Source organism: Streptomyces sp. NPDC092369 (assembly GCF_044755245.1).
Classification (GTDB): domain Bacteria; phylum Actinomycetota; class Actinomycetes; order Streptomycetales; family Streptomycetaceae; genus Streptomyces.
Genome location: NZ_JBIVQP010000008.1, coordinates 389,716 through 408,902, shown reverse-complemented (window position 1 = coordinate 408,902; position 19,187 = coordinate 389,716). Strand labels below are relative to the sequence as shown.

The following is a 19,187-nucleotide window of genomic DNA, read 5'->3' as shown; positions in this document are numbered from 1 at the left end:
TGCGGATGCCCTGACGTGCAGATTTTAGAGGGCGGGGAGATTCGCGGCGGCTCGGGTGTGCGGTGGCTGAGCTCTGGTGCCGGGTGCGCAACCGAGGCTGCGTACGGGAGTGACCCGGAGTAGTAGCACCCCGGGTCAGCCAACCTGCCGCCCCTACTTCTCCGTTACCCCCGCCGAATCGAACGTCGCCACCTCGTGCATCGCCCTGGCCGTGCTCTGTACCAGCGGCAGAGCCAGTAGCGCGCCTGTGCCCTCGCCGAGGCGGAGGTCGAGGTCGACCAGGGGACGGAGGCCGAGTTTGTTCAGGGCGGCGACGTGGCCCGGTTCGGCGCTGCGGTGGCCGGCGATGCAGGCCGCGAGGACCTCCGGGGCGATGGCGCGGGCGACCAGGGCCGCGGCGCCCGCGCTGACGCCGTCCAGGATCACCGGCGTACGCAAGGACGCGCCGCCGAGGAGGAGGCCGACGATGGCGGCGTGTTCGAAGCCGCCGATCGCGGCGAGTACGCCGATGGGGTCGGCCGGGTCCGGCTGGTGGAGTTCGATGGCGCGGCGGACGACCTCGGTCTTGCGGGCCAGCGTCTCGTCGTTGATGCCGGTGCCACGGCCCGTGACCTCGGCCGGGTCGGTGTCCGTGTAGACCGCGATCAGGGCCGCGGACGCGGTGGTGTTCGCGATGCCCATCTCACCGGTGAGCAGCGCCTTGTTGCCGGCCGCGACCAGGTCGCGGGCGGTCTCGATGCCGACCTCGATGGCCTGCTTGGCCTCCTCGCGGGTCATGGCGGGGCCGGTCGTCATGTCGGACGTACCCGCGCGGACCTTGCGGGGCAACAGGCCGGGTGTGGCCGGGAGTTCGGACGCGACGCCGACGTCCACCACGCAGACCTCGGCGCCCACCTGGGTCGCGAAGGCGTTGCAGACCGCGCCGCCACCGAGGAAGTTGGCGACCATCTGGGCCGTCACCTCCTGCGGCCACGGGGTGACGCCCTGGGCGTGGACCCCGTGGTCACCGGCGAAGATCGCGACGGCCGCGGGCTCCGGGATGGGCGGCGGGCACTGCCGGGACAGCCCGGACAGCTGGGCGGAGATGATCTCCAGCATGCCGAGCGCGCCGGCCGGCTTGGTCATCCGCTTCTGCCGCTCCCAGGCCTCGCCGAGCGCCTTGGCGTCCAGCGGGCGGATCTGGGAGACGGTCTCGCCGAGCAGGTCGTGCGGGTCCTCGCCGGGCAGGGCGCGGCGGCCGTACGTCTCCTCGTGCACGACCCACGACAGCGGGCGGCGCTTGGACCAGCCCGCCTGCATCAGCTCGGGCTCCTCCGGGAACTCGTCGACATAGCCGACGCAGAGGTAGGCGATGACCTCAAGGTGCTCCGGCAGGCCGAGCGCGCGGACCATCTCACGCTCGTCGAAGAAGCTGACCCAGCCGACGCCGAGGCCCTCCGCGCGGGCGGCGAGCCAGAGGTTCTCGACCGCGAGGGCGGCGGAGTACGGCGCCATCTGCGGCTGCGTGTGACGGCCGAGGGTGTGCCGGCCGCCCCGGGTCGGGTCGGCGGTGACGACGATGTTCACCGGGGTGTCGAGGATGGCCTCGATCTTCAGTTCCTTGAACTGCTTCGCCCGGCCCTTCGGCAGCGACTTGGCGTACGCCTCGCGCTGGCGCTGGGCCAGTTCGTGCATCGCGCCGCGCGTCTCGGCGGAGCGGATGACGACGAAGTCCCAGGGCTGCGAGTGGCCGACGGAGGGCGCGGTGTGGGCCGCCTCCAGGACACGCAGCAGCACGTCGTGCGGGATGGGGTCGCTGCGGAAGCCGTTGCGGATGTCGCGCCGCTCACGCATGACCTTGAGCACGGCCTCGCGCTCGGCGTCGTCGTAGGCGGGCGCGGCCGGGCCGGTGGACTGTCGTGCTTCTGCCACTGCGGCCGTGCTCTCTTCCTGCTCGGCGGCCCTGGTGTCCAGGTCCTCCGCCTGCTGTACGACGTCGGGGTCGGCCTCCCGGGGCGCGGGAACCGTGCCGACGGCCTCCTCCTCCGCGGGGAGGGTGAGGGGGTGCGGCGGGGTCGGCGCGAGGTGCGGAGTGGTCGGCACCGAGCCCTCGACGGGGACGAACTGGCCGACGGGCTGTTCCGGCGCCACCTCCGGGGGAAGGGCAGCGGACTCGGGCGCGTTGCCGGTGACCGGCCCCTGGGGGGCGAGGGTCGCATGACCTTCCGGCGCTTCCGCAGGGGCGTCGGAGGGGGTGTCCGTGGCGGCCGACGCGACGACCGCGAGGGGCGGCACCGGGTTGGGCGCGAGCGTGCCGTGCGGTTCGGCGTCCGGGATCGCGGGCTGCGCGGGCTCGTTCCAAGGGGTGGACTCGGGGTCCACCGGCTGGACGGACGGCTCGTGGGATACGGCCATGTCGGCGGCCGGAGCGGCGACTTCCGTCGGCTGCGGGGCCGCTGCCGTGTCGTGCGGGGCCGGCGTCGTGTCCGCGGGCTCGGGGAACGGGAGGACCTGGACGGCTTCGACGAGATCGGGCTCGGTCGGTTCCGGGGTCTGCTCCCCGACGGGGGCGAGTGCCGTCGGTTCCACGGCGTCCGGAGCGGGCTCGACGGCGACCGCGTGGACGGCGGAGTCGTCGTGGGCGACCTGGGGCTCGGGGGCCTCGAATGCCATGGCGGCCTCGGGGTCCGGTGCCGGCGGCGGCACTGCCTCAGTCGGCGGCACCTCGAAAGCCTGCACCGGCTCGGGTGCGGCGGCCTCGACGAACTGCCCGTTGTCGGACGCCGGGATGTTCTCCGGGACCTGCCCCGCAGCGTCCGGACCGACGGGCTCGGCCTCAGCGATGGGTTCGGCGTCGGGCGTCACGTCCGCCACGTGCCCCGTCTCCGGGAACGTACCGACGATTTCTCCGGCATCCGCGCCGGCCCAGGCCGCCTCGACGGCCGCCGCGTCCGGACCGACGGGCTCCACCGGAACGTCGGCCTGCTCGAACTGCGGCACGGAGTCGGCGGGAAGGCCGGGCGTCCCGTCCGCCACGGGCGCGAGGGGAACTCCCGGAAGGCTGTCCGCGGAGCCCTGGTCCCCCGCTACGACGAACGCGGGCTCGACGCCCTGTCCGTTCTCCGCGGCGAATCCGCTCTCGGCACCCTGGCCACCGTCCGCGCCGAACCCGGCGCCGGCGCTCTGTCCGCCCTCCGCGGCGGACATGCCCACCGGAACCTGGCCGTGCTGAAGGCCGTGCTCGTAGTCCGCTCCCCCGGCCTCCGGACCCGAACCGCCGTATCCGGCATCGCCGTTCGGCTCAAGGTTCGGCGCCGCCTGGGGGTCGTATGCCGGCTCCTGCTCGGCGACGGCCACCGGTGCGGGCGCGGCAGCGGACACCTCCACCGGCTCGGGGCTCTGCTGCTGGGGCGGAACAACCGTTTCGGCGGCCGGTGCCTCGGTGATGGCCGAGGTCTGGACCGGCGTCTGGACCGCCGCCTGTGACGGGGCGGCGCCCCAGGGGCTCGCGCCCTGCGGGGGCAGGTCGCTCAGTGGCTGGGAGGCTTCGAGGTACTCCGGGCCGGCGGGGGTCGGCGGGGCGGACTGCCACACCGGCGCTCCGGTGGGGCCGCGGTCGGCGAGGGAGCGGACCGGGCTCGCGGAGGCGTTGGGGGTGGGCGGGCCGAGGTGCAGGGGGCGGCGCGGCTGGACCGGGGCCGACGCGGGCGTCGGGTCGGGCAGGCGCACGCCGTTGAGGTCGACCGAGCCGCTGTCACGGCCCGCCGTCTCGTGCGGGCCGGGTTCGTGGACGGTCTCGACGACCGGCTCGGGTGCCGGCGGGGCGACCTCGTTGCCCCAGGGGCTCTGCGCGCCCGGGAGCAGCAACAGGTCTTCGTCCTCGGCGGTGGTCTCGGAGAGGTAGGTGTACGCGCCGTGCGGGGGGACGCCCGGCTGTTCCACCATGCCTGCGCTCTCCGGCAGTCCCTCGCCCGGGACCTGGCCGGTGTCCGTCATGCGTACCCCTCGCCCATCGGTTAGTGCTTCTACGTCCAGCCCACCGGGGACGGCGCACCGACCGCCCCCGCAGTGAAGAACGAGCGTGCCTGTCCAGCGGCACGAACGACCCGTCCGTAAAAGGCGACAAAGCCATTCAGTGGCATTGTCGCGGCCGTTGCCCCGCCTTGGCAGCTTGATCCGCGACGGGCCGCTGTGGACTGCGCCACGTTGCGCGTCCCCCGGTTGTGCCGTACCACACCCCATCCCAAAACGGGCGCGTTTTCCGGACATTGACGAACGAAGTGCCGGGCCACCCGATGCGGTACAACGGTCGGCCAGCCTACCGCGCGCGGTACGACTACAGGATCACCGGGACGGAATAAAACAGGATCACTGGGGCGGTACGGGGCTCACGTGGTGCGCTCCGGGAGCACGCCGCTGAGCAGGAACGCGACGCTCCGCTCCTTCTCCGTCCACGCGCGGATGTCCAGTTCGACGGACTGCAGGAGGGCGCACTCGACGCGGTAGCCGTGCTCCGTCAGGTCCCGGCCGAGGAGTTCGGCCGCGTCGCGGGTGGCGGCGTGCGCGACGATGCGCTGCGGGCGGCGGTCGACGACGGCGGAGACCACGGCCGCTCCTCCGCCGCCGACGCGGACCACGTCGGGTTCGGGGAGGTTCTCCAGGACGTGCGGGGCGGTGCCGTGGATGATCTGCGGCTGGACTCCGAAGCCGCGCGCGACGGCCTCGGTGCGGGCGCAGGCGGCCACATCGCGGTCGACGGCGATGACGGCGGCGCCGGCCCGTGCGGCCTCGACGGTGAAGGCGCCGCTGCCGCAGCCGATGTCCCACACCAGGTCGCCCACGCGCGGTCCCAGGCGGGCGAGTTGGGCGGCGCGCAGCAGATCCGTCTCGCCCTCGCCGAGGTGACCGCCGTAGGACTCGTCGGGCAGTACCCAGCCGCGGGGTTCGGTGCCCGGGTCGCGACCGGCGAGCCAGCCGCCGCCCTCGCCGTCGACGCCCGGTCCGGCGGAGCCGCCGATGACGATGACGACGTTCGGGTCGCGCCAGGAGTGGTCGGCGGCCTTGTCGGAGGTGACGACGGTGACCTGCTCGCGGTCGGTGCCGAGTTCCTCGCAGATGACGAAGGTGCGGTGCACGCCCTCCAGGAGCAGGCCGAGTTCGGCCGGGCCCGCGCCCGGCGAGGTGAGGACGGCGACCTTGGCGTGGGCGCGGCACACGTTCACCGCGCGGCGCAGGGTGCGGCGGTGGGCGACGACCACCTGCGCGTCGTCCCAGGGCATGCCGGCCCGGGCGAAGGCGGCGGCGACGGAGGAGACCGCGGGGACGACCTCGACCTCCAGGCCGAACTCCGGTGCGCGCAGGGTGCGTACGACTCCGAAGAACCCGGGGTCGCCGTCGGCGAGCACGACCGCGGAGCCGCGGTGGGCGGCGATGCGGCGGGCGGCGAGGGCGACGCTGCCGAGGCGGATGCGTTCGGCGCGGGGCGGTACCTCGGGAAGCGCGAGGTGGTGGGCGGAGCCGGCGACCAGGGTGGCGGCGCCCAGGGCGGAGCGGGCCGCGGCGGTCGGCGGCGAGCCGTCCCAGCCGATCACCGTGACGCGGTCGGCCATTGTCGTCAGTCTCCAGGGGGTTTACGCAGGTCGGGCTCCGTGAGGGTACCTGGTGTCAGGTGCCGCCGCCGGGGGTGCTGTCCCCCTCGTGCCCCGAGGGTTCAGTTCCAGTCGGTGTACGAGGTGAAACCGCTGGTGTCGGCGAGCTGCTCGCCGGCGCCGTCGAGGTCCTCGGGCAGCAGACTCCACACGATGAAGTCGGTGCGCACATCGCTCCAAGTGCCGTCCTCGGCGCGGACATGCGCTATGCAGGCACCGCGCAGGACGCCCTCGCTGATGCAGCCGATCTTCTGCGCGACCTGTTGCGAGGCGGTGTTGTCGGCCGCCGTGCGCAGCTCGATCCGCTCGAACTTCTGGTCGGTGAACAGCCATTGGGCGGTGGCGAGCGCGGCCTCCGAGGCGTAGCCCTCGCCGCGGGCCCACGGGCCGACGATGTACGACAGTTCGGTGGAGCGAACATGCCAGTCGGTCTTGGCGAGTTGGATGACGCCCACCAGACGCTGGGTGAGGAATTCGGTGACGGCGAAGTCGAGTCCGCGGCCCGACGCGCGTTCGGTGGGCGCGTACTCGGTGATCCAGGCGCGGGCGCGGTCCTCCGTGTACGGCTGTGGCACGTCGGTCCAGGCGCCGACCTGTTCGTCGTTCATCATCTCGGCCAGTGCGGGCACATCGTCCTCGTCGAGGGGACGCAGCACCAACCGCTCCGTGCTGATGGAGATGTTGGGGAAGGTGCTAGTCATGCGCCGCTCCGTAACCTTCGGAAAACATGCAGGGCCTGCTGAACTGCCCAGCATGCAGCATGTCGCCACCGAAACGCACCACGGGGCCCACCCCAAGTGAGGGAGTGGACCCGGTGCGTGGCGATACGCGACTAGAACGACGGGATGACGGAGCCGTCGTACTTGTCCTCGATGAACTTCTTGACCTCGGGGGAGGTGAGGAGGGTGGCGAGCTTCTTCACCCGCGGGTCCTTCTCGTTGCCCTCCTTGACCGCGAGGAAGTTGCCGTAGGGGCTGTTCTTCGCGGACTCCAGGACGAGGGCGTCCTTGGCGGGCTTGATGTCCGCGGAGATCGCGTAGTTGCCGTTGATCACCGCGGCGTCCACGTCGTCCAGGGAGCGTGCGGTCTGGGCCGCCTCGACCTCCTTGAACTTGAGGTTCTTCGGGTTCTTGGCGATGTCCTGCGGGGTCGCCTCGTTGCCGGCGCCGTCCTTGAGGGTGATGAGCCCGTTCGCGGCGAGCAGCTTCAGCGAACGCGCCTCGTTCACCGCGTCGTTGGGGACGGCGACGGTCGCGCCGCTCTTGAGGGCGTCGACGCTCTTGACCTTGTGGGAGTAGAGGCCGAGCGGCTCCAGGTGCACCGTGACGACGGGCACGATGTGGGTGCCGCGCTTCTTGTTGAAGTCGTCGAGGTAGGGCTGGTTCTGGAAGTAGTTGGCGTCCACCGAGCCGTCCTCGGTCGCCGTGTTCGGGACGATGTAGTCCTGGAACTCCTTGACCTCCAGGTCGAGTCCGGCCTTCTTCGCCAGGTTGTCCTTGACGTAGTTGAGGATCTCGGCGTGCGGGGTCGGGCTCGCGGCGACGACCAGCGGGCCGCTGTAGTCGGACGAGGAGCCCGCGGAGTCCTTGTCCGAACCGCACGCGGTGAGCCCGAGGGTGAGGGCTCCGGCGGCGAGGACAGCGGTGGTGATCTTTGCGGTGTTACGCACGAAAAGTGCCTTTCCTTCAGGGTGCAGCGACCCCGCGTTGGGTGTGCGGGGCGTTCTGGGTGGGGTGGCTCAGACGGTCTTGCTCGTCGCGGTGGACGCCTTGAGCAGCCGGAGCCTGGGGGCGGGTCCGGACTGACCGGCGCGCCGGTGCAGTGAGCGGGCCGCGTAGTCGCCGGCGAACTGGATGAGCGAGATGACGACGGCGAGGATCGCGACGGTGATCCACATCAGCTGGGTCTCGAAGCGCTGGTAGCCGTAGCGGATGGCGATGTCGCCGAGGCCGCCGGCGCCGACCGTGCCGGCCATGGCCGAGTAGCCGATGAGGGCGACGATCGTGGTCGTGGTGGAGGAGATCAGTGAGGGCAGCGACTCCGGTACGAGGACCTTGCGCACGATCGTCCAGGTGTTGCCGCCCATCGACTGCACGGCCTCCACGAGCCCGCCGTCCACTTCGCGGACAGCCGTCTCGACCAGGCGCGCGAAGAAGGGGATGGCGCCGATGGCGAGCGGCACGATGGCGGCCTCGCGGCCGATGGTCGTCCCCGTGATGGCCCGCGTGAAGCTCATCAGCGCGACCATCAGGATGATGAACGGCATCGACCGGGCGACGTTCACGACCTGTCCGACGACCTTGTTGGCGACGACGTTCTGCAGCAGGCCGCCCCGGTCGGTGAGGACGAGCAGGACGCCGAGCGGCAGCCCGCCGAGCACGGCGATGAGGGTGGACCAGCCGACCATGTAGAGGGTGTCCCAACACGCCTGGGACAGCAGCGGCTGCATCTCGGACCAGGTCACTTGGCACCTTCCTTCACGAGCTGGGGCTCGCCCACGATGTCGATCTGCAGGCCCTGTTCGCGCAGGAAGCCGATGGGCACGACGTTGTCCTCGTAGCGGCCGGGCAGTTCGATGCGCATGCGGCCGACCTGGAGTCCGCCGACGGTGTCGATGGCGGCGCCGAGGATCGATATGTCGATGTTGTAGGTGCGCGAGAGCTGGGAGATGACGGGCCGGGTGGCGGCCTCGCCCTGGAAGGTGACGTCGACGACCGTGCGGTCGGCGCCGGTGGCCTCGCCCTCGACCGGGAACAGCGCGGCGGCCAGCTCGGAGCCCGGGGTCGCGAGCAGCTCGCTCACCGTGCCGGACTCGACGATGCGGCCCCGCTCCATGAGCGCGGCGGAGTCGCAGATGGACTTCACGACGTTCATCTCGTGCGTGATGAGCAGGACGGTCAGACCCAGCTGCTGGTTCAGGTCGCGCAGCAACTGGAGGATCGAGCGGGTGGTCTCCGGGTCGAGGGCGCTGGTCGCCTCGTCGGACAGGAGCACCTTGGGGTCGCCGGCCAGGGCGCGGGCGATGCCGACGCGCTGCTTCTGGCCGCCGGAGAGCTGGGCGGGGTAGGCCTTCGCCTTGTCGGCGAGCCCGACCAGGTCGAGGAGTTCGAGCGCCTTGGCGGACCGCTCCTTCCCCGACTTGCCGAGGATCTCGAGCGGCAGCTCGATGTTGTCCTGGACCGTCCGCGAGGACAGCAGGTTGAAGTGCTGGAAGACCATGCCGATACGGCTGCGCGCCTGCCGGAGTTCCCGGCCGGCGCGGGGGCCGCGGCCGGCCAGGGCGGTCAGGTCCTGTCCGGCGACGGTCACCGTCCCGGCGGTGGGGCGCTCCAGCAGGTTGACGCAGCGGATGAGCGAGGACTTGCCGGCGCCGGACTGGCCGATGACGCCGTACACCTCGCCTTCGCGGACGTGGAGATCGACGCCGTCCAGGGCGGTGACCTCCCGGCCGCGCGAGCGGTAGACCTTCGTGAGGCCTGATGTCGTGATCACTGGGGTTTCCGTCACTGTCGAGTACGCGGGCGTGGGTGTGCCCTGGTACGGGAGACAAGGGGGTGCGCGGGGCAGGGTGGTCACGTACGGCGTTCGACGACGTACGGACATGCCGCAGCGGCTCGCTTCGGGGCGCGAGTCTCAGGGGGTGGTGCGAGGGGCCCTCTAGAAGGCGCACATTCGACACATACAACGAGCACCGGGCGTCAGGGTCGCCTCGGTCGCAAGGGTGCGTTCGCTCGTCGTGGTCATGTGATCAGTAAAGCAGACGTATGGTCCTTACCAAATGCCGCTGTCCGCATGCTGGACGGCCACGGACACCTTTCAGCCGCGTACCGAGATCTCCACTGCCCCGGCGACGACCAGCGCGGACAAGGCCGAGAGGTCGTTCACCACGAGGTCGGCGGTGAGCTCGTGGGCCTGGTGGGTTGTGGTCAACGCCACGGTGGTCATGCCGGCCGCGCGGCCTGCGCGCAGGCCTGCCGGGGCGTCCTCGAAGACGACACAGCGGGCCGGGTCGACGCCGAGTTCGCGGGCGGCGCGGAGGTAGGGCTCGGGGTCGGGCTTGCCGCGCGTGACGTCGTCGGCGGTGATCAGCGTCTTGGGCAGGATGCCGACGGCATCGAGCCGGGCCTCGGCGAGGGGGCGGGTGGCGGAGGTGACGACGGCCCAGCGGTCGGGCGGCAGGGAGTCGAGGAACGCCTTCGTGCCGGGCAGCAGGTGGACACCCCCGTTGGGCACGTCCTCCACCTCCAACTGCTCGATCCGCGCGACGGCCGCCGGCACGACGTCGGCGGGCAGCAGATCGGCGGCTATCTCCGCGGCCGTGCGCCCGTGCAGTTCGACGCCCCCGAACGCCTCGGCGCTGATGCCGTACTCCCGCGCCCAGCCGGTCCAGCAACGGCGTACGGATGCGAGGGAGGAGACGAGCGTGCCGTCGTTGTCGAACAGGAGGGCCTCGGCGTGGATCTTCATGTTCCCGACCCTACGTCGCACGGCGGGGGCGACGGCATCGGGCCTTTTGGCCCGTAATAGGGTCGCGGCATGCTTGATGCCCTGACGCTGGTGACCGGTGTCGCCGCGCTGCTGCTCGCCGCCTGGTGCGGGTGGGCCGCCTACCGCGATCAGCCGACGAAGGACTGGCACTTCATCGGCATGGCCGTGGTGTCGTTCCTGGCCGTGGTCCAGCTGGTGGTCGGGATCGTGCAACTGGCGCGGGGCGAGAAGCCGGAGCAGGGCACGGCGATCTTCGTCGCCTATCTGATCGGCGCGTTCGCGTGCGTCCCGGCGGCCGGCTTCATGTCCCTTGCGGAGCGCACCCGCTGGGGTTCGGTGACGGTCGCCGCCGGCGGTGTGGTGCTGGCCGTCCTCGAAGTGCGGCTCTACGACATCTGGGGAGGGTGAGTTGACCACCGTGGAAGAGAACCTGGACGAGAAGGCCGAACGACCCGTTCGGCTCGTCAGCGGGCCGGGCATGCTGCTCGTCTGGTTCTACGGCGTGATGGTCGTCGGCGCGGTCTCGCGCTCCGTCTACCAGATCGCCACCGAGTTCGACCGGGCGCCGCTCGCCTACTCGCTGTCGGCGCTCGCCGGTCTGGTGTACGGCTTCATCACGTACTCGCTGGTCCGCGGCGGTGAGACGGCCCGCAAGGCGGCACAGGTGTGCTGCGCCGCCGAACTCGCGGGTGTGCTGATCGTCGGTACCTGGACGCTGGTCGAGCCCTCGGCCTTCCCGGACGCCACGGTCTGGTCGGACTACGGCATGGGGTACGTCTTCATCCCCGTACTGCTGCCGATCTCCGCGCTGTACTGGCTGCGCAAGAACCGCGCCGTCAAGCCGTAGGAGCGCTTCAGGCGGTGGTGGCGTACGCCTCCGCCTTCTTCTCCAGGACGATCATCGGTACGCCGTCGGCGCCCTGGGAGGTGCCGACCGTCTCGTAGCCGACCCGGCGGTACAGCCGCAGGTTGCCCTCGCTGCGGTGGCCCGTGTGGAGGCGGAACCTCGTGGCGCCGCGCTCCTCGACCAGGGCGCCCTCCGCCGCGCGCAGCAGGCGTGCGCCGATGCCGTGGCCCTGGAGGCGGGGGTGGACGCAGAGCTTGCCGATGGCGGCCGAGCCGTCCTCGGTGATCCGGCCGCGCACCGAGCCGACCACTTCCTCGCCGAGCCGGGCCACGAAGACGCAGTCCGCGGCCACCTCCTGGCGGACCGAGTCCAGGGTCTGGACGAGCGGGTCGATGCGGTAGTTGCCGTACAGCGCCGCCTCACTCTGGAAGCTCAGGTACTGGAGCTTGAAGATCTGCTCTGCATCCTGCTCGGTCGCCACCGAGATGGTCACGCTCATGCCCATGTGCGCACGCCTCCCGCTCACCTGATCGCCTGTAGTTCTCACTCCTATCCCCGTGCTTCGGGTGCCGCAACCTCCGGCGCGAGCAAACGACGGAGACATCCAAGACATCTGGAGCGTTCCGGGCCGAGACTTCCCTGTGAGATACCCAACTCCCCGGCGATTTCCCGGTATGTCAGGTCTTTCGGGGAGAGCAGGGCCTCCAGCAACCGGGGGCAGCGGCCGGGCAGCCGGCGCACGGCGTCGCGCAGGGCGCGGTGACGGGCCGAGGTGAGGGCGAGGTGCTCGGGGTCCCGGGCGGCCTCGTCGGCCGGTTCGGTTTCGTAGGGCCGCTCGATGCGGTGCGTACGGCGGGTGCGGCGGACCTCGGAGCGGACGGCCCGGCGCAGCCAGCCCTGCGGGTCGCGGGGCGGTCCGTCGGAGTCGAGGCGCTCCAGGAGGCGGAGCCACACGGCCTGCTCCAGGTCGCTCGGTTCGGTTCCGGAGGCATATGCCTCGGCGGAGGCCTCGGCGGCGAGCAGCGGGCGCAGGGTGGCTACGAGATTGTGCGTCATATGCGGCACGACGCGGCCGCCCGGGCGATGGGTTGCCCGGGCGGCCGACTGTCACCCCAATCGGGGCTTCGCGCTCAGCTGTTGACGAACGACTCGGCCGTGGTTCTGTCGCGGCTCAGCCCTTGAGGAAGTCCGCGCGGGCCAGCAGCCCGGTGTCGGCGTTGTCGGTGAAGACGCCGTCGATACCCGTGGCGAAGTAGCGCTTGAAGGCGCCGAACGCGTCGCCGTAGGCGTCGACGTCCGAGCCCTTGCGGTACTCCAGCGGCAGGAAGGGGTTCTCGTTGCGCATGGTGTAGGGGTGCAGGATCAGGCCCGCCTTGTGCGCGTCGGCGACCAGGGTGGTCTCCTTGTTCAGGCTGCCGTCGGCGTTCTTCGTGATGATCAGGTCGAGCGTCGGGCCCAGGCCCTGCGCGTACGTCGCTATCTCGCGCAGGCCCTTCGGCTTGACCAGGTCGTCGGTGGTGCGCGGGTCGCCCTGGTCGATGAAGTCGAAGGGGCGGGTGCCCGTGCCGGACAGCAGCACCGCGAGGTTGTTGTCGACCAGCTTGCTGATCTTCTGGATGCTGGTCGGCTCGAAGGACTGGATGAGGACCGGCGAGTTCCTGCGGTCCTTGCCGTGCTTGCGCAGGGTCTTCGCGAGCAGCTTCTCGATCTCGAAGCCGCGCTTGCGGAAGTAGGTGGGGTGCTTCATCTCGGGATAGATGAAGACCTGCTTGCCGCGCTTACGGGTCTGCTCGTCCTGCCACCTGAGCACCTCTTCGAAGGTGGGGATCTCCCAGCGGCCGTTGTAGAGCGTGTTGTGCGGGCGGTTGGCCGGAATGCGCTCGATCGCGCGCAGGGTCTTCAGCTCGGCGAGCGTGAAGTCCTCGGTGAACCAACCGGTGGTGGGGACGCCGTCCAGCGACTTGGTGGTCTTGCGGGAGGCGAACTCGGGGTGGTCGGCGACGTCCGTGGTGCCGCCGATCTCCGGCTCGTGCCGGCAGACCAGGTGGCCGTCCTTGGTGAGGACCAGGTCGCCGGCCTCGACGATGTCGGCGCCCATGTCCAGGGCCAGGTCGTACGAGCCGAAGGTGTGCTCCGGGCGGTAGCCGCTGGTGCCCCGGTGACCGATGATCGTCGGCTTGGGCAGGCTGCTCGGTCCGCCGCCGTGCCCGTGCCCGGCACCCGTCGCGCTCGCGGTGCCCGACAGACCGAGGACGGCCCCGCCCGCGCCGAGTACCGCCGCACCGAGGAGCGCCCGTCGCCCGGTACCGCCTGACTGCTCGTTCTCCTGCGCTCCCATGAGCGACTCCCTGACCTCGGCTTGATCTAGTTGTCTCTGCGCGCCGATCGTAGGGTCGTGGACATGACGCGAGGGAGACCCCGGCCGGAACACGCGGGTGACGCGGGATGTCGCATCGGGAGACGTCGTCCGGATCGCCGGGGATTCCCCGCATAGGAATCTCCGTTCGAGGTACGCGACCTCCGTCACATCGTTCCGTCCCGGTTACCGACTGCCAACTGGGCGCCACCGCAGGTAAACGCGGGTCAACAGTGCGTAAGACCTCGGTGAACCGGCGGTCCCCGATGTGCACGACCGGTCGAACCGCGAGTATCGTCCCGACCTGCACAGACTCATATCGAACCCCTTGACACCGGAGGGCCCGTTGTCCCGCTTCGCGCTCATCAAGGCACTGCTCGGACCGATCATGCGCCTGATGTTCCGCCCACAGGTCGAGGGCGTGGAGCACATCCCGGGCGACGGGCCCGTCATCCTGGCCGGAAACCACCTCACGTTCATCGACTCGATGATCCTTCCGCTGGTCTGCGACCGGCAGGTGCTCTTCATCGGCAAGGACGAGTACGTCACCGGCAAGGGCTTCAAGGGCCGCCTGATGGCCTGGTTCTTCACCGGCGTCGGCATGATCCCGGTGGACCGGGACGGCGCCAACGGTGGTGTGGCCGCGCTGATGACCGGGCGCCGGATCCTGGAGGAGGGCAAGGTCTTCGGGATCTACCCCGAGGGCACGCGGTCGCCCGACGGCCGGCTGTACCGGGGACGCACGGGCATCGCCCGGCTCACGATGATGACGGGCGCGCCCGTCGTTCCGTTCGCGATGATCGGCACGGACAAGTTGCAGCCGGGGGGTGCGGGGATTCCCCGCCCCGGGCGGGTCACTGTTCGGTTCGGTGAGGCGATGGAGTTCTCCCGGTACGAGGGGATGGACCGGGATCGGTATGTGCTGCGGGCTGTTACGGACTCCGTGATGACGGAGGTCATGCGGTTGTCCGGGCAGGAGTACGTGGACATGTACGCCACGAAGGCCAAGGCTGCGTGACAGCCCCGCGCCCCTTAAGAAGGTTGGCTTTCGAGCCGTTGGCCCCGAAGCATGAACCATGCTGCGACCGCCGTTGCCAGTAGGACGATTGCGCCTACCCCGGATGCCAGGCTGAGGCCGTCGACGAAGGCCCCTCTGGCTGACGTCAGCATTTCCCGAGCTGTCTGGGTCGGCATACTGTTCGCCGCCTCGACCGCTCCGCCCAGCGATTCATGCGCCCCGCTCGGCGTGCCCGCCGGAGACGCGAAGCCCCGGTACACGCCCGTCACGATCGAGCCGAGTACGGCGATTCCGAGGGCCGCGCCCAGTTCGTACGCCGTTTCCGAGACCGCTGAGGCCGCACCCGCCTGCTCCTTCGGTACGGAGGAGAGGATGACGTCGGCCGTCACCGTGAAGGAGAAGCCGGCGCCGACGCCCACCACCAGCAGCGCGGCACCGAGGATCGGGTAGCCGGTCGACTGGCCCAGCGTCGTGAGTACGGCGAGTGCCAGACCCACCGCCGCCAGGCCGCCCGCGACGACCGAGCGGACCGAGAAGCGCCGGGCCGCGCGACCCGCGATCAGACCGGCCGCCACCGCCCCCACCGCCGCGGGGATTTCGGCCAGGCCCGCCTCGAACGGGCCCCTGCCCTGGACGAGTTGCAGGTACTGGGAGAGGAAGAACACCAGCCCGGACAGGCCGAGGATGGTCAGCAGGTCGGCCAGGACGGCCGCGCTGAAGCCGCGGTTGCGGAACAGACGCATGTCCAACAAAGGTGCGGGAAGCGTGAGTTGGCGGCGCACGAACCAGTACAGGGCCGCCGCGCCCACCGCGCCCGCGGCGAGCGAGTGCCACTCGAAGCCGTGTGTCGCCGCTTCCTTGACCGCGTAGACGACACCGATCACACCGACCAGGGACAGCGCGACGCTGATCATGTCCCACGGACCCGGGTTCGGGTTCTTCGACTCGGGGAGCATCTTGATGCCGACCAGGACGAGGACCGTCATCACGGGCAGGTTGATGAGGAAGACCGAGCCCCACCAGAAGTGTTCGAGCAGGAAGCCGCCCGCGACCGGGCCGACTGCCGTACCGGCGGATGCGGTTGCGCCCCAGATACCGACCGCCAGGCTCCGCTCGCGCGGGTCGTGGAACAGGTTGCGGATCAGGGCGAGGGTGGCCGGCATGAGGGTCGCGCCCGCGACGCCGAGCAGGGCGCGGGCGAGGATCATCAACTCCGGTGTGGACGCGTAGGCGTTGAGGACCGATATCGCGCCGAAGGCGGTGGCGCCGAGCAGCAGGATGCGCTTGCGGCCGATGCGGTCGCCGAGGCTGCCCATGGAGACCAGGAGGCCGGCGATCACGAAGGAGTAGACGTCGCCGATCCAGAGGAGTTGGGTGCCGGACGGCTTCAGGTCCTCGCTGATGTAAGGGGTCGCGAGACCGAGGACGGTCGCGTCGACGGCCACCAGCAGCACGGCGAGCACGAGGACGGACAGCGCGAGCCAGCGGCCCGGGCGCTTCACCGCCTCGGTCGTGGACGCCGGCTGCAGGGTGCTGGTCATGATTCCTCTCTCCGTGTGTCGTCTCTGCGTGTGTCGTCTCTGCGCAGCGCGCCGCCGAGCAGCAGCTCGGCGATCATGCGCGTGAAGTCCTTGGGGGCGCCCTTGCCGCTCTGCACCATCCAGGCACCGGAGGCCAGCAGGCCGAACAGTGCCTCGGTGAGCCAGGCGGGCGTCAGGTCGATACGGAACTCACCGCTGTGCTGGCCGCGCCGGAACACCGCGGTGATGCGGTCGTCGATCCGGGCCCAGCCCCCGTGCTGTTCCTCGCCCTCGAACAGCTGGTTCTCGGTGTAGAGGAAGGCGAGCAGACCGGCGGCCGGTTCGACCTCGCGGACGAGCCGCCGTACGGCGTCCTCGGCGGGGCCCTCGTCCAGCCGCGCCGCCTCCAGGGCGGCCTCGCACTCGGCGATACCGAGCGCCTCCAGCGCCCGTACGAGCGCGTCGCGGCCAGCGAACTGGCGGTGCAGCGTGGCCCGGCTGATCCCGGCCGCCTTGGCGACCTCGTCCATGGTCGCGGTGGATTTACGGGTCAGCAGGGCCGCGGCGGCGCGGAGTACGTGGTCGCGATCGAGAGCCATGAGACAACCATAAACCATATGAGACATTCCTGTCTCATGACGGGCATGGCTGTCTCATGGCTGGGTGGTCATCAGGTCAACTGGTCACCAGGTCACGAGGGACTTGTCAGTGCCAAGGCAGCTGTCCGCGCTTCTCCCAGTACGACTGCGGGTCCTCGACGAGCGTCGCGAGGCGGGAGAGCTGGTCCTCGTCCAGGTCCACGACCGCCGCGTGCAGGTTGGACGCGAGCTGGCCGACGGTCGCGGCGCCGGAGAGGACCACGCCTGCCCAGGGCTCGCGCAGGACCAGGCTCAGGGCGACCGCGTCCGCGCCGAGGCCGGTCTCTCGGGCCACGGCCTTCAGCGCGTCCGGCGCGTACGGCTCCGCCAGCCTTCCGTTGGCCATGCCCTCCTTGACGATCACCGTGAGACCGGCGTCGTGCGCCTCGGCGAGGGCCGGGGCCGCCGAGGTCTCCAGGGCGTTGTACGTCGACTGCACGGTACGGAAGAGGGGCTCGCCGTCGACCGTCACGGCGAGGGCGGCCCGGATGGCGTCCGCCTGGGCGGGGCCGCTGGTGGAGAAGCCGATGGTGATGCCCTGGGCGGCCGCCTCCGCCAGTTTGGCGTGCAGCTCCTTGTCCGTCAGGGCCGGGCTGTCCGGGGTCACGGAGTGGATCTGGTAGAGGTCCAGGCGGTCGCCGAGCAGTTCGGCGGTCTCGCCGCGCTGGCGGTCGTAGGTCTGGACGGAGTGGTCCTTGACCTCGTGCTTCTCGGCGTCCGTGGTCCAGCCGGCGGTGTAGGTGTAGCCCCACTTGCTTCCGACGACCACGTCGTCGATGTCGGGCCTCGCGTGCAGCCAGTCGGCGAGGAACTCCTCGCTGCGGCCGTAGGAGCGGGCGGCGTCGAAGTAGCGGACGCCTTGCGCGTACGCGGCGTCGAGGAGTTCGTGGGTGCGGCGGCGCATGGCGTCGACGCCACGGTTCTCTCCGAGGGCTTCTTCTCGGCCCAGGTTGATGTAGCCGGGGCGACCTACTGCGGCGAGGCCGAAGCCGATGTGGCAGGTGGGGGTTGTCGCTGTGGCCAGTCGGGCGAAGGGCATCGCGGGCTCCGTTTCGGTCGGCTCCGGTACGGCTGCTGACCAACGTAACCCGTGATGACCTTCGCTTCAGAGCTCGGGTGGATGCGGTGGTTTCGCGGGTGCGGGCGCGTTGTGGTTGCTCGCGCAGTTCCCCGCGCCCCCAAAGCGCCTGCGGCCCTTGGGGGCAGATTGCCCAGGCCTACTTCTTCCTGGCCGTGGCCCATTCCTGCTGGGCCGCCACGTCCTGCTTCACTTCCGCCAGTTGGATCGCCACTGCGCTCGGGGCCGTTCCGCCTCGGCCGTTACGCGACGCCAGCGCGCCCGGCACGTTCAGGACCGTCCGGACCTCCGGCGTCAGGTGGGCGGAGATCTTCGCGAACTGTTCGTCCGTCAGGCCGTCCAGTTCGATGCCCTCCGCCTCCGCGACCTTGACGCACTCGCCCGCGACCTCGTGGGCCACCCGGAAGGGGACGCCCTGCTTGACGAGCCACTCGGCGATGTCGGTGGCGAGGGAGAAGCCGGCCGGGGCCAGTTCCTCCATGCGGTCGCGGTGGACGGTGAGGGTGGCCATCATGCCGGTGAACGCCGGGAGCAGGACCTCGAGTTGGTCGATGGAGTCGAATACCGGCTCCTTGTCCTCCTGGAGGTCGCGGTTGTACGCCAGCGGGAGCGCCTTGAGCGTGGCCATGAGGCCCGTCAGGTTGCCGATCAGGCGGCCGCTCTTGCCGCGCGCCAGTTCCGCGATGTCCGGGTTCTTCTTCTGCGGCATGATCGACGAGCCCGTGGAGAAGGCGTCGTGCAAGGTGACGAAGGAGAACTCCTTCGTGTTCCAGATGATGACCTCCTCGGCGATCCGGGAGAGGTTCACGCCGATCATCGCGGTGATGAAGGCGAACTCCGCGACGAAGTCACGCGAGGCCGTGCCGTCGATCGAGTTGGCGACCGAGCCGTGCTCGAAGCCGAGGTCCTTCGCCACCGACTCCGGGTCCAGGCCGAGGGACGAGCCCGCCAGGGCGCCGGAGCCGTACGGGGAGACCGCCGTGCGCTCGTCCCACTGGCGCAGGCGTTCCGCGTCCCGGGACAGGGGCTGGACGTGGGCCAGGACGTGGTGGGCGAACAGGACCGGCTGGGCGTGCTGGAGGTGGGTGCGGCCGGGCATCGCCACGTCCGGGTGGGCCTCGGCGAGCCCGATCAGCGCGTCCTGGAGGTCGGCGATCAGGCCGCCGATGGTCCGGGCGTGGTCGCGCAGGTACATGCGGAAGAGCGTCGCGACCTGGTCGTTGCGGGAACGGCCCGCGCGCAGCTTGCCGCCTAGGTCGGCGCCGAGGATCTCCAACAGGCCGCGTTCCAGGGCCGTATGGACGTCCTCGTCGGCGATCGTGCCGACCAGGGTGCCGTCGGCGACGTTCGCTTCGAGCTGGTCCAGGCCCGCGAGCATCCGGGTCAGCTCGTCGTCCGTGAGGAGGTGCGCCTTGTGCAGCACGCGCGCGTGGGCGCGGGACCCGGCGATGTCGTAGGGCGCGAGCCGCCAGTCGAAGTGGACGGACGCGGACAGCTTCGCCAGGGCCTCGGCGGGACCGTCGGCGAAACGGCCGCCCCACAGCCGTACGTCACCGCTGTTGCTGCTCACTTGCTCGTACTCCTCGGAGGGGGTGGAAGGAACGGGGGGTGGATG

Annotated in this window: 17 protein-coding genes; 3 read left to right on the top strand and 14 right to left on the bottom strand. The window is 70.7% G+C overall.

Annotated elements, in window-relative coordinates:
• Window positions 1-153: 153 nt before the first annotated feature.
• From cobT to ACIQI8_RS39770, 7 genes are all read right to left on the bottom strand, one after another.
• Window positions 154-3,975: a nicotinate-nucleotide--dimethylbenzimidazole phosphoribosyltransferase gene (gene cobT, locus ACIQI8_RS39800; RefSeq protein WP_402362286.1), complete on the bottom strand. Its 3,822-nt coding sequence runs from the start codon at window positions 3,973-3,975 to the stop codon at window positions 154-156.
• 392 nt (window positions 3,976-4,367) lie between these two features.
• Window positions 4,368-5,588 (bottom strand): precorrin-6y C5,15-methyltransferase (decarboxylating) subunit CbiE, encoded by a 1,221-nt coding sequence (gene cbiE / locus ACIQI8_RS39795; protein WP_402362283.1) that lies wholly within the window; start codon window positions 5,586-5,588, stop codon window positions 4,368-4,370.
• A gap of 101 nt (window positions 5,589-5,689) precedes the next feature.
• Window positions 5,690-6,328, bottom strand: a complete 639-nt coding sequence (locus ACIQI8_RS39790; protein WP_402362280.1) for a GNAT family N-acetyltransferase — start codon at window positions 6,326-6,328, stop codon at window positions 5,690-5,692.
• Between the two features lie 131 nt (window positions 6,329-6,459).
• A complete protein-coding gene (locus ACIQI8_RS39785) occupies window positions 6,460-7,296 on the bottom strand; it encodes a MetQ/NlpA family ABC transporter substrate-binding protein (protein ID WP_402362277.1) in 837 nt (278 codons plus the stop codon).
• Window positions 7,297-7,365: 69 nt separating this feature from the next.
• Window positions 7,366-8,091: a methionine ABC transporter permease gene (locus ACIQI8_RS39780; RefSeq protein ID WP_402362274.1), complete on the bottom strand. Its 726-nt coding sequence runs from the start codon at window positions 8,089-8,091 to the stop codon at window positions 7,366-7,368.
• The gene (locus ACIQI8_RS39775; protein ID WP_402362271.1) at window positions 8,088-9,119 is read right to left on the bottom strand and encodes a methionine ABC transporter ATP-binding protein; all 1,032 of its coding nucleotides are present in this window, start codon (window positions 9,117-9,119) and stop codon (window positions 8,088-8,090) included. The genes ACIQI8_RS39780 and ACIQI8_RS39775 overlap by 4 nt, the downstream gene beginning before the upstream one ends.
• Before the next feature lie 324 nt (window positions 9,120-9,443).
• Entirely contained in the window at window positions 9,444-10,094 is a 651-nt protein-coding gene (locus ACIQI8_RS39770) for an HAD family hydrolase (protein WP_402362268.1), read from the bottom strand.
• A gap of 69 nt (window positions 10,095-10,163) precedes the next feature.
• On the opposite strand from ACIQI8_RS39770, the gene ACIQI8_RS39765 reads away from it, so the two are divergent.
• Window positions 10,164-10,523, top strand: a complete 360-nt coding sequence (locus ACIQI8_RS39765; RefSeq protein ID WP_402362265.1) for a hypothetical protein — start codon at window positions 10,164-10,166, stop codon at window positions 10,521-10,523.
• A 70-nt stretch (window positions 10,524-10,593) separates the two neighbouring features.
• Window positions 10,594-10,962 (top strand): hypothetical protein, encoded by a 369-nt coding sequence (locus ACIQI8_RS39760; RefSeq protein ID WP_124003024.1) that lies wholly within the window; start codon window positions 10,594-10,596, stop codon window positions 10,960-10,962.
• A gap of 7 nt (window positions 10,963-10,969) precedes the next feature.
• Here ACIQI8_RS39760 and ACIQI8_RS39755 read toward each other — a convergent pair whose 3' ends face one another.
• From ACIQI8_RS39755 to ACIQI8_RS39745, 3 genes are all read right to left on the bottom strand, one after another.
• On the bottom strand, window positions 10,970-11,467 hold the full coding sequence (locus ACIQI8_RS39755; RefSeq protein ID WP_124003023.1) for a GNAT family N-acetyltransferase: 498 nt from the start codon (window positions 11,465-11,467) through the stop codon (window positions 10,970-10,972).
• A 44-nt stretch (window positions 11,468-11,511) separates the two neighbouring features.
• On the bottom strand, window positions 11,512-12,018 hold the full coding sequence (locus ACIQI8_RS39750) for an RNA polymerase sigma factor (protein ID WP_402362262.1): 507 nt from the start codon (window positions 12,016-12,018) through the stop codon (window positions 11,512-11,514).
• A gap of 115 nt (window positions 12,019-12,133) precedes the next feature.
• Window positions 12,134-13,300, bottom strand: coding sequence for a glycerophosphodiester phosphodiesterase (locus tag ACIQI8_RS39745; protein ID WP_402362259.1), 1,167 nt, complete (start codon window positions 13,298-13,300; stop codon window positions 12,134-12,136).
• A gap of 364 nt (window positions 13,301-13,664) precedes the next feature.
• Here ACIQI8_RS39745 and ACIQI8_RS39740 point away from each other — a divergent pair, with 364 nt between their 5' ends.
• A complete protein-coding gene (locus ACIQI8_RS39740) occupies window positions 13,665-14,336 on the top strand; it encodes a lysophospholipid acyltransferase family protein (protein ID WP_402362256.1) in 672 nt (223 codons plus the stop codon).
• A 14-nt stretch (window positions 14,337-14,350) separates the two neighbouring features.
• Here ACIQI8_RS39740 and ACIQI8_RS39735 read toward each other — a convergent pair whose 3' ends face one another.
• From ACIQI8_RS39735 to argH, 4 genes are all read right to left on the bottom strand, one after another.
• Window positions 14,351-15,877: an MFS transporter gene (locus ACIQI8_RS39735; RefSeq protein ID WP_402362253.1), complete on the bottom strand. Its 1,527-nt coding sequence runs from the start codon at window positions 15,875-15,877 to the stop codon at window positions 14,351-14,353.
• Complete coding sequence (locus tag ACIQI8_RS39730) at window positions 15,874-16,455, bottom strand: TetR/AcrR family transcriptional regulator (protein ID WP_402362250.1); 582 nt, start codon at window positions 16,453-16,455, stop codon at window positions 15,874-15,876. The genes ACIQI8_RS39735 and ACIQI8_RS39730 overlap by 4 nt, the downstream gene beginning before the upstream one ends.
• 106 nt (window positions 16,456-16,561) lie before the next feature.
• Window positions 16,562-17,533 (bottom strand): aldo/keto reductase, encoded by a 972-nt coding sequence (locus ACIQI8_RS39725; RefSeq protein WP_402362247.1) that lies wholly within the window; start codon window positions 17,531-17,533, stop codon window positions 16,562-16,564.
• Window positions 17,534-17,711: 178 nt separating this feature from the next.
• Entirely contained in the window at window positions 17,712-19,142 is a 1,431-nt protein-coding gene (gene argH, locus ACIQI8_RS39720; RefSeq protein WP_402362244.1) for an argininosuccinate lyase, read from the bottom strand.
• Between the last annotated feature and the right edge of the window lie 45 nt (window positions 19,143-19,187).

Excerpts from the sequence above, each read along its gene's own strand:
- ACIQI8_RS39765 (WP_402362265.1), top strand. The coding sequence starts at position 10,164 with ATGCTTGATGCCCTGACGCTGGTGACCGGTGTCGCCGCGCTGCTGCTC.
- ACIQI8_RS39735 (WP_402362253.1), bottom strand. The coding sequence starts at position 15,877 with ATGACCAGCACCCTGCAGCCGGCGTCCACGACCGAGGCGGTGAAGCGC.
- ACIQI8_RS39750 (WP_402362262.1), bottom strand. The coding sequence starts at position 12,018 with ATGACGCACAATCTCGTAGCCACCCTGCGCCCGCTGCTCGCCGCCGAG.
- ACIQI8_RS39790 (WP_402362280.1), bottom strand. The coding sequence starts at position 6,328 with ATGACTAGCACCTTCCCCAACATCTCCATCAGCACGGAGCGGTTGGTG.
- cobT (WP_402362286.1), bottom strand. The coding sequence starts at position 3,975 with ATGACGGACACCGGCCAGGTCCCGGGCGAGGGACTGCCGGAGAGCGCA.
- ACIQI8_RS39725 (WP_402362247.1), bottom strand. The coding sequence starts at position 17,533 with ATGCCCTTCGCCCGACTGGCCACAGCGACAACCCCCACCTGCCACATC.
- ACIQI8_RS39745 (WP_402362259.1), bottom strand. The coding sequence starts at position 13,300 with ATGGGAGCGCAGGAGAACGAGCAGTCAGGCGGTACCGGGCGACGGGCG.
- ACIQI8_RS39760 (WP_124003024.1), top strand. The coding sequence starts at position 10,594 with ATGCTGCTCGTCTGGTTCTACGGCGTGATGGTCGTCGGCGCGGTCTCG.
- ACIQI8_RS39770 (WP_402362268.1), bottom strand. The coding sequence starts at position 10,094 with ATGAAGATCCACGCCGAGGCCCTCCTGTTCGACAACGACGGCACGCTC.
- ACIQI8_RS39755 (WP_124003023.1), bottom strand. The coding sequence starts at position 11,467 with ATGGGCATGAGCGTGACCATCTCGGTGGCGACCGAGCAGGATGCAGAG.
- cbiE (WP_402362283.1), bottom strand. The coding sequence starts at position 5,588 with ATGGCCGACCGCGTCACGGTGATCGGCTGGGACGGCTCGCCGCCGACC.
- ACIQI8_RS39730 (WP_402362250.1), bottom strand. The coding sequence starts at position 16,455 with ATGGCTCTCGATCGCGACCACGTACTCCGCGCCGCCGCGGCCCTGCTG.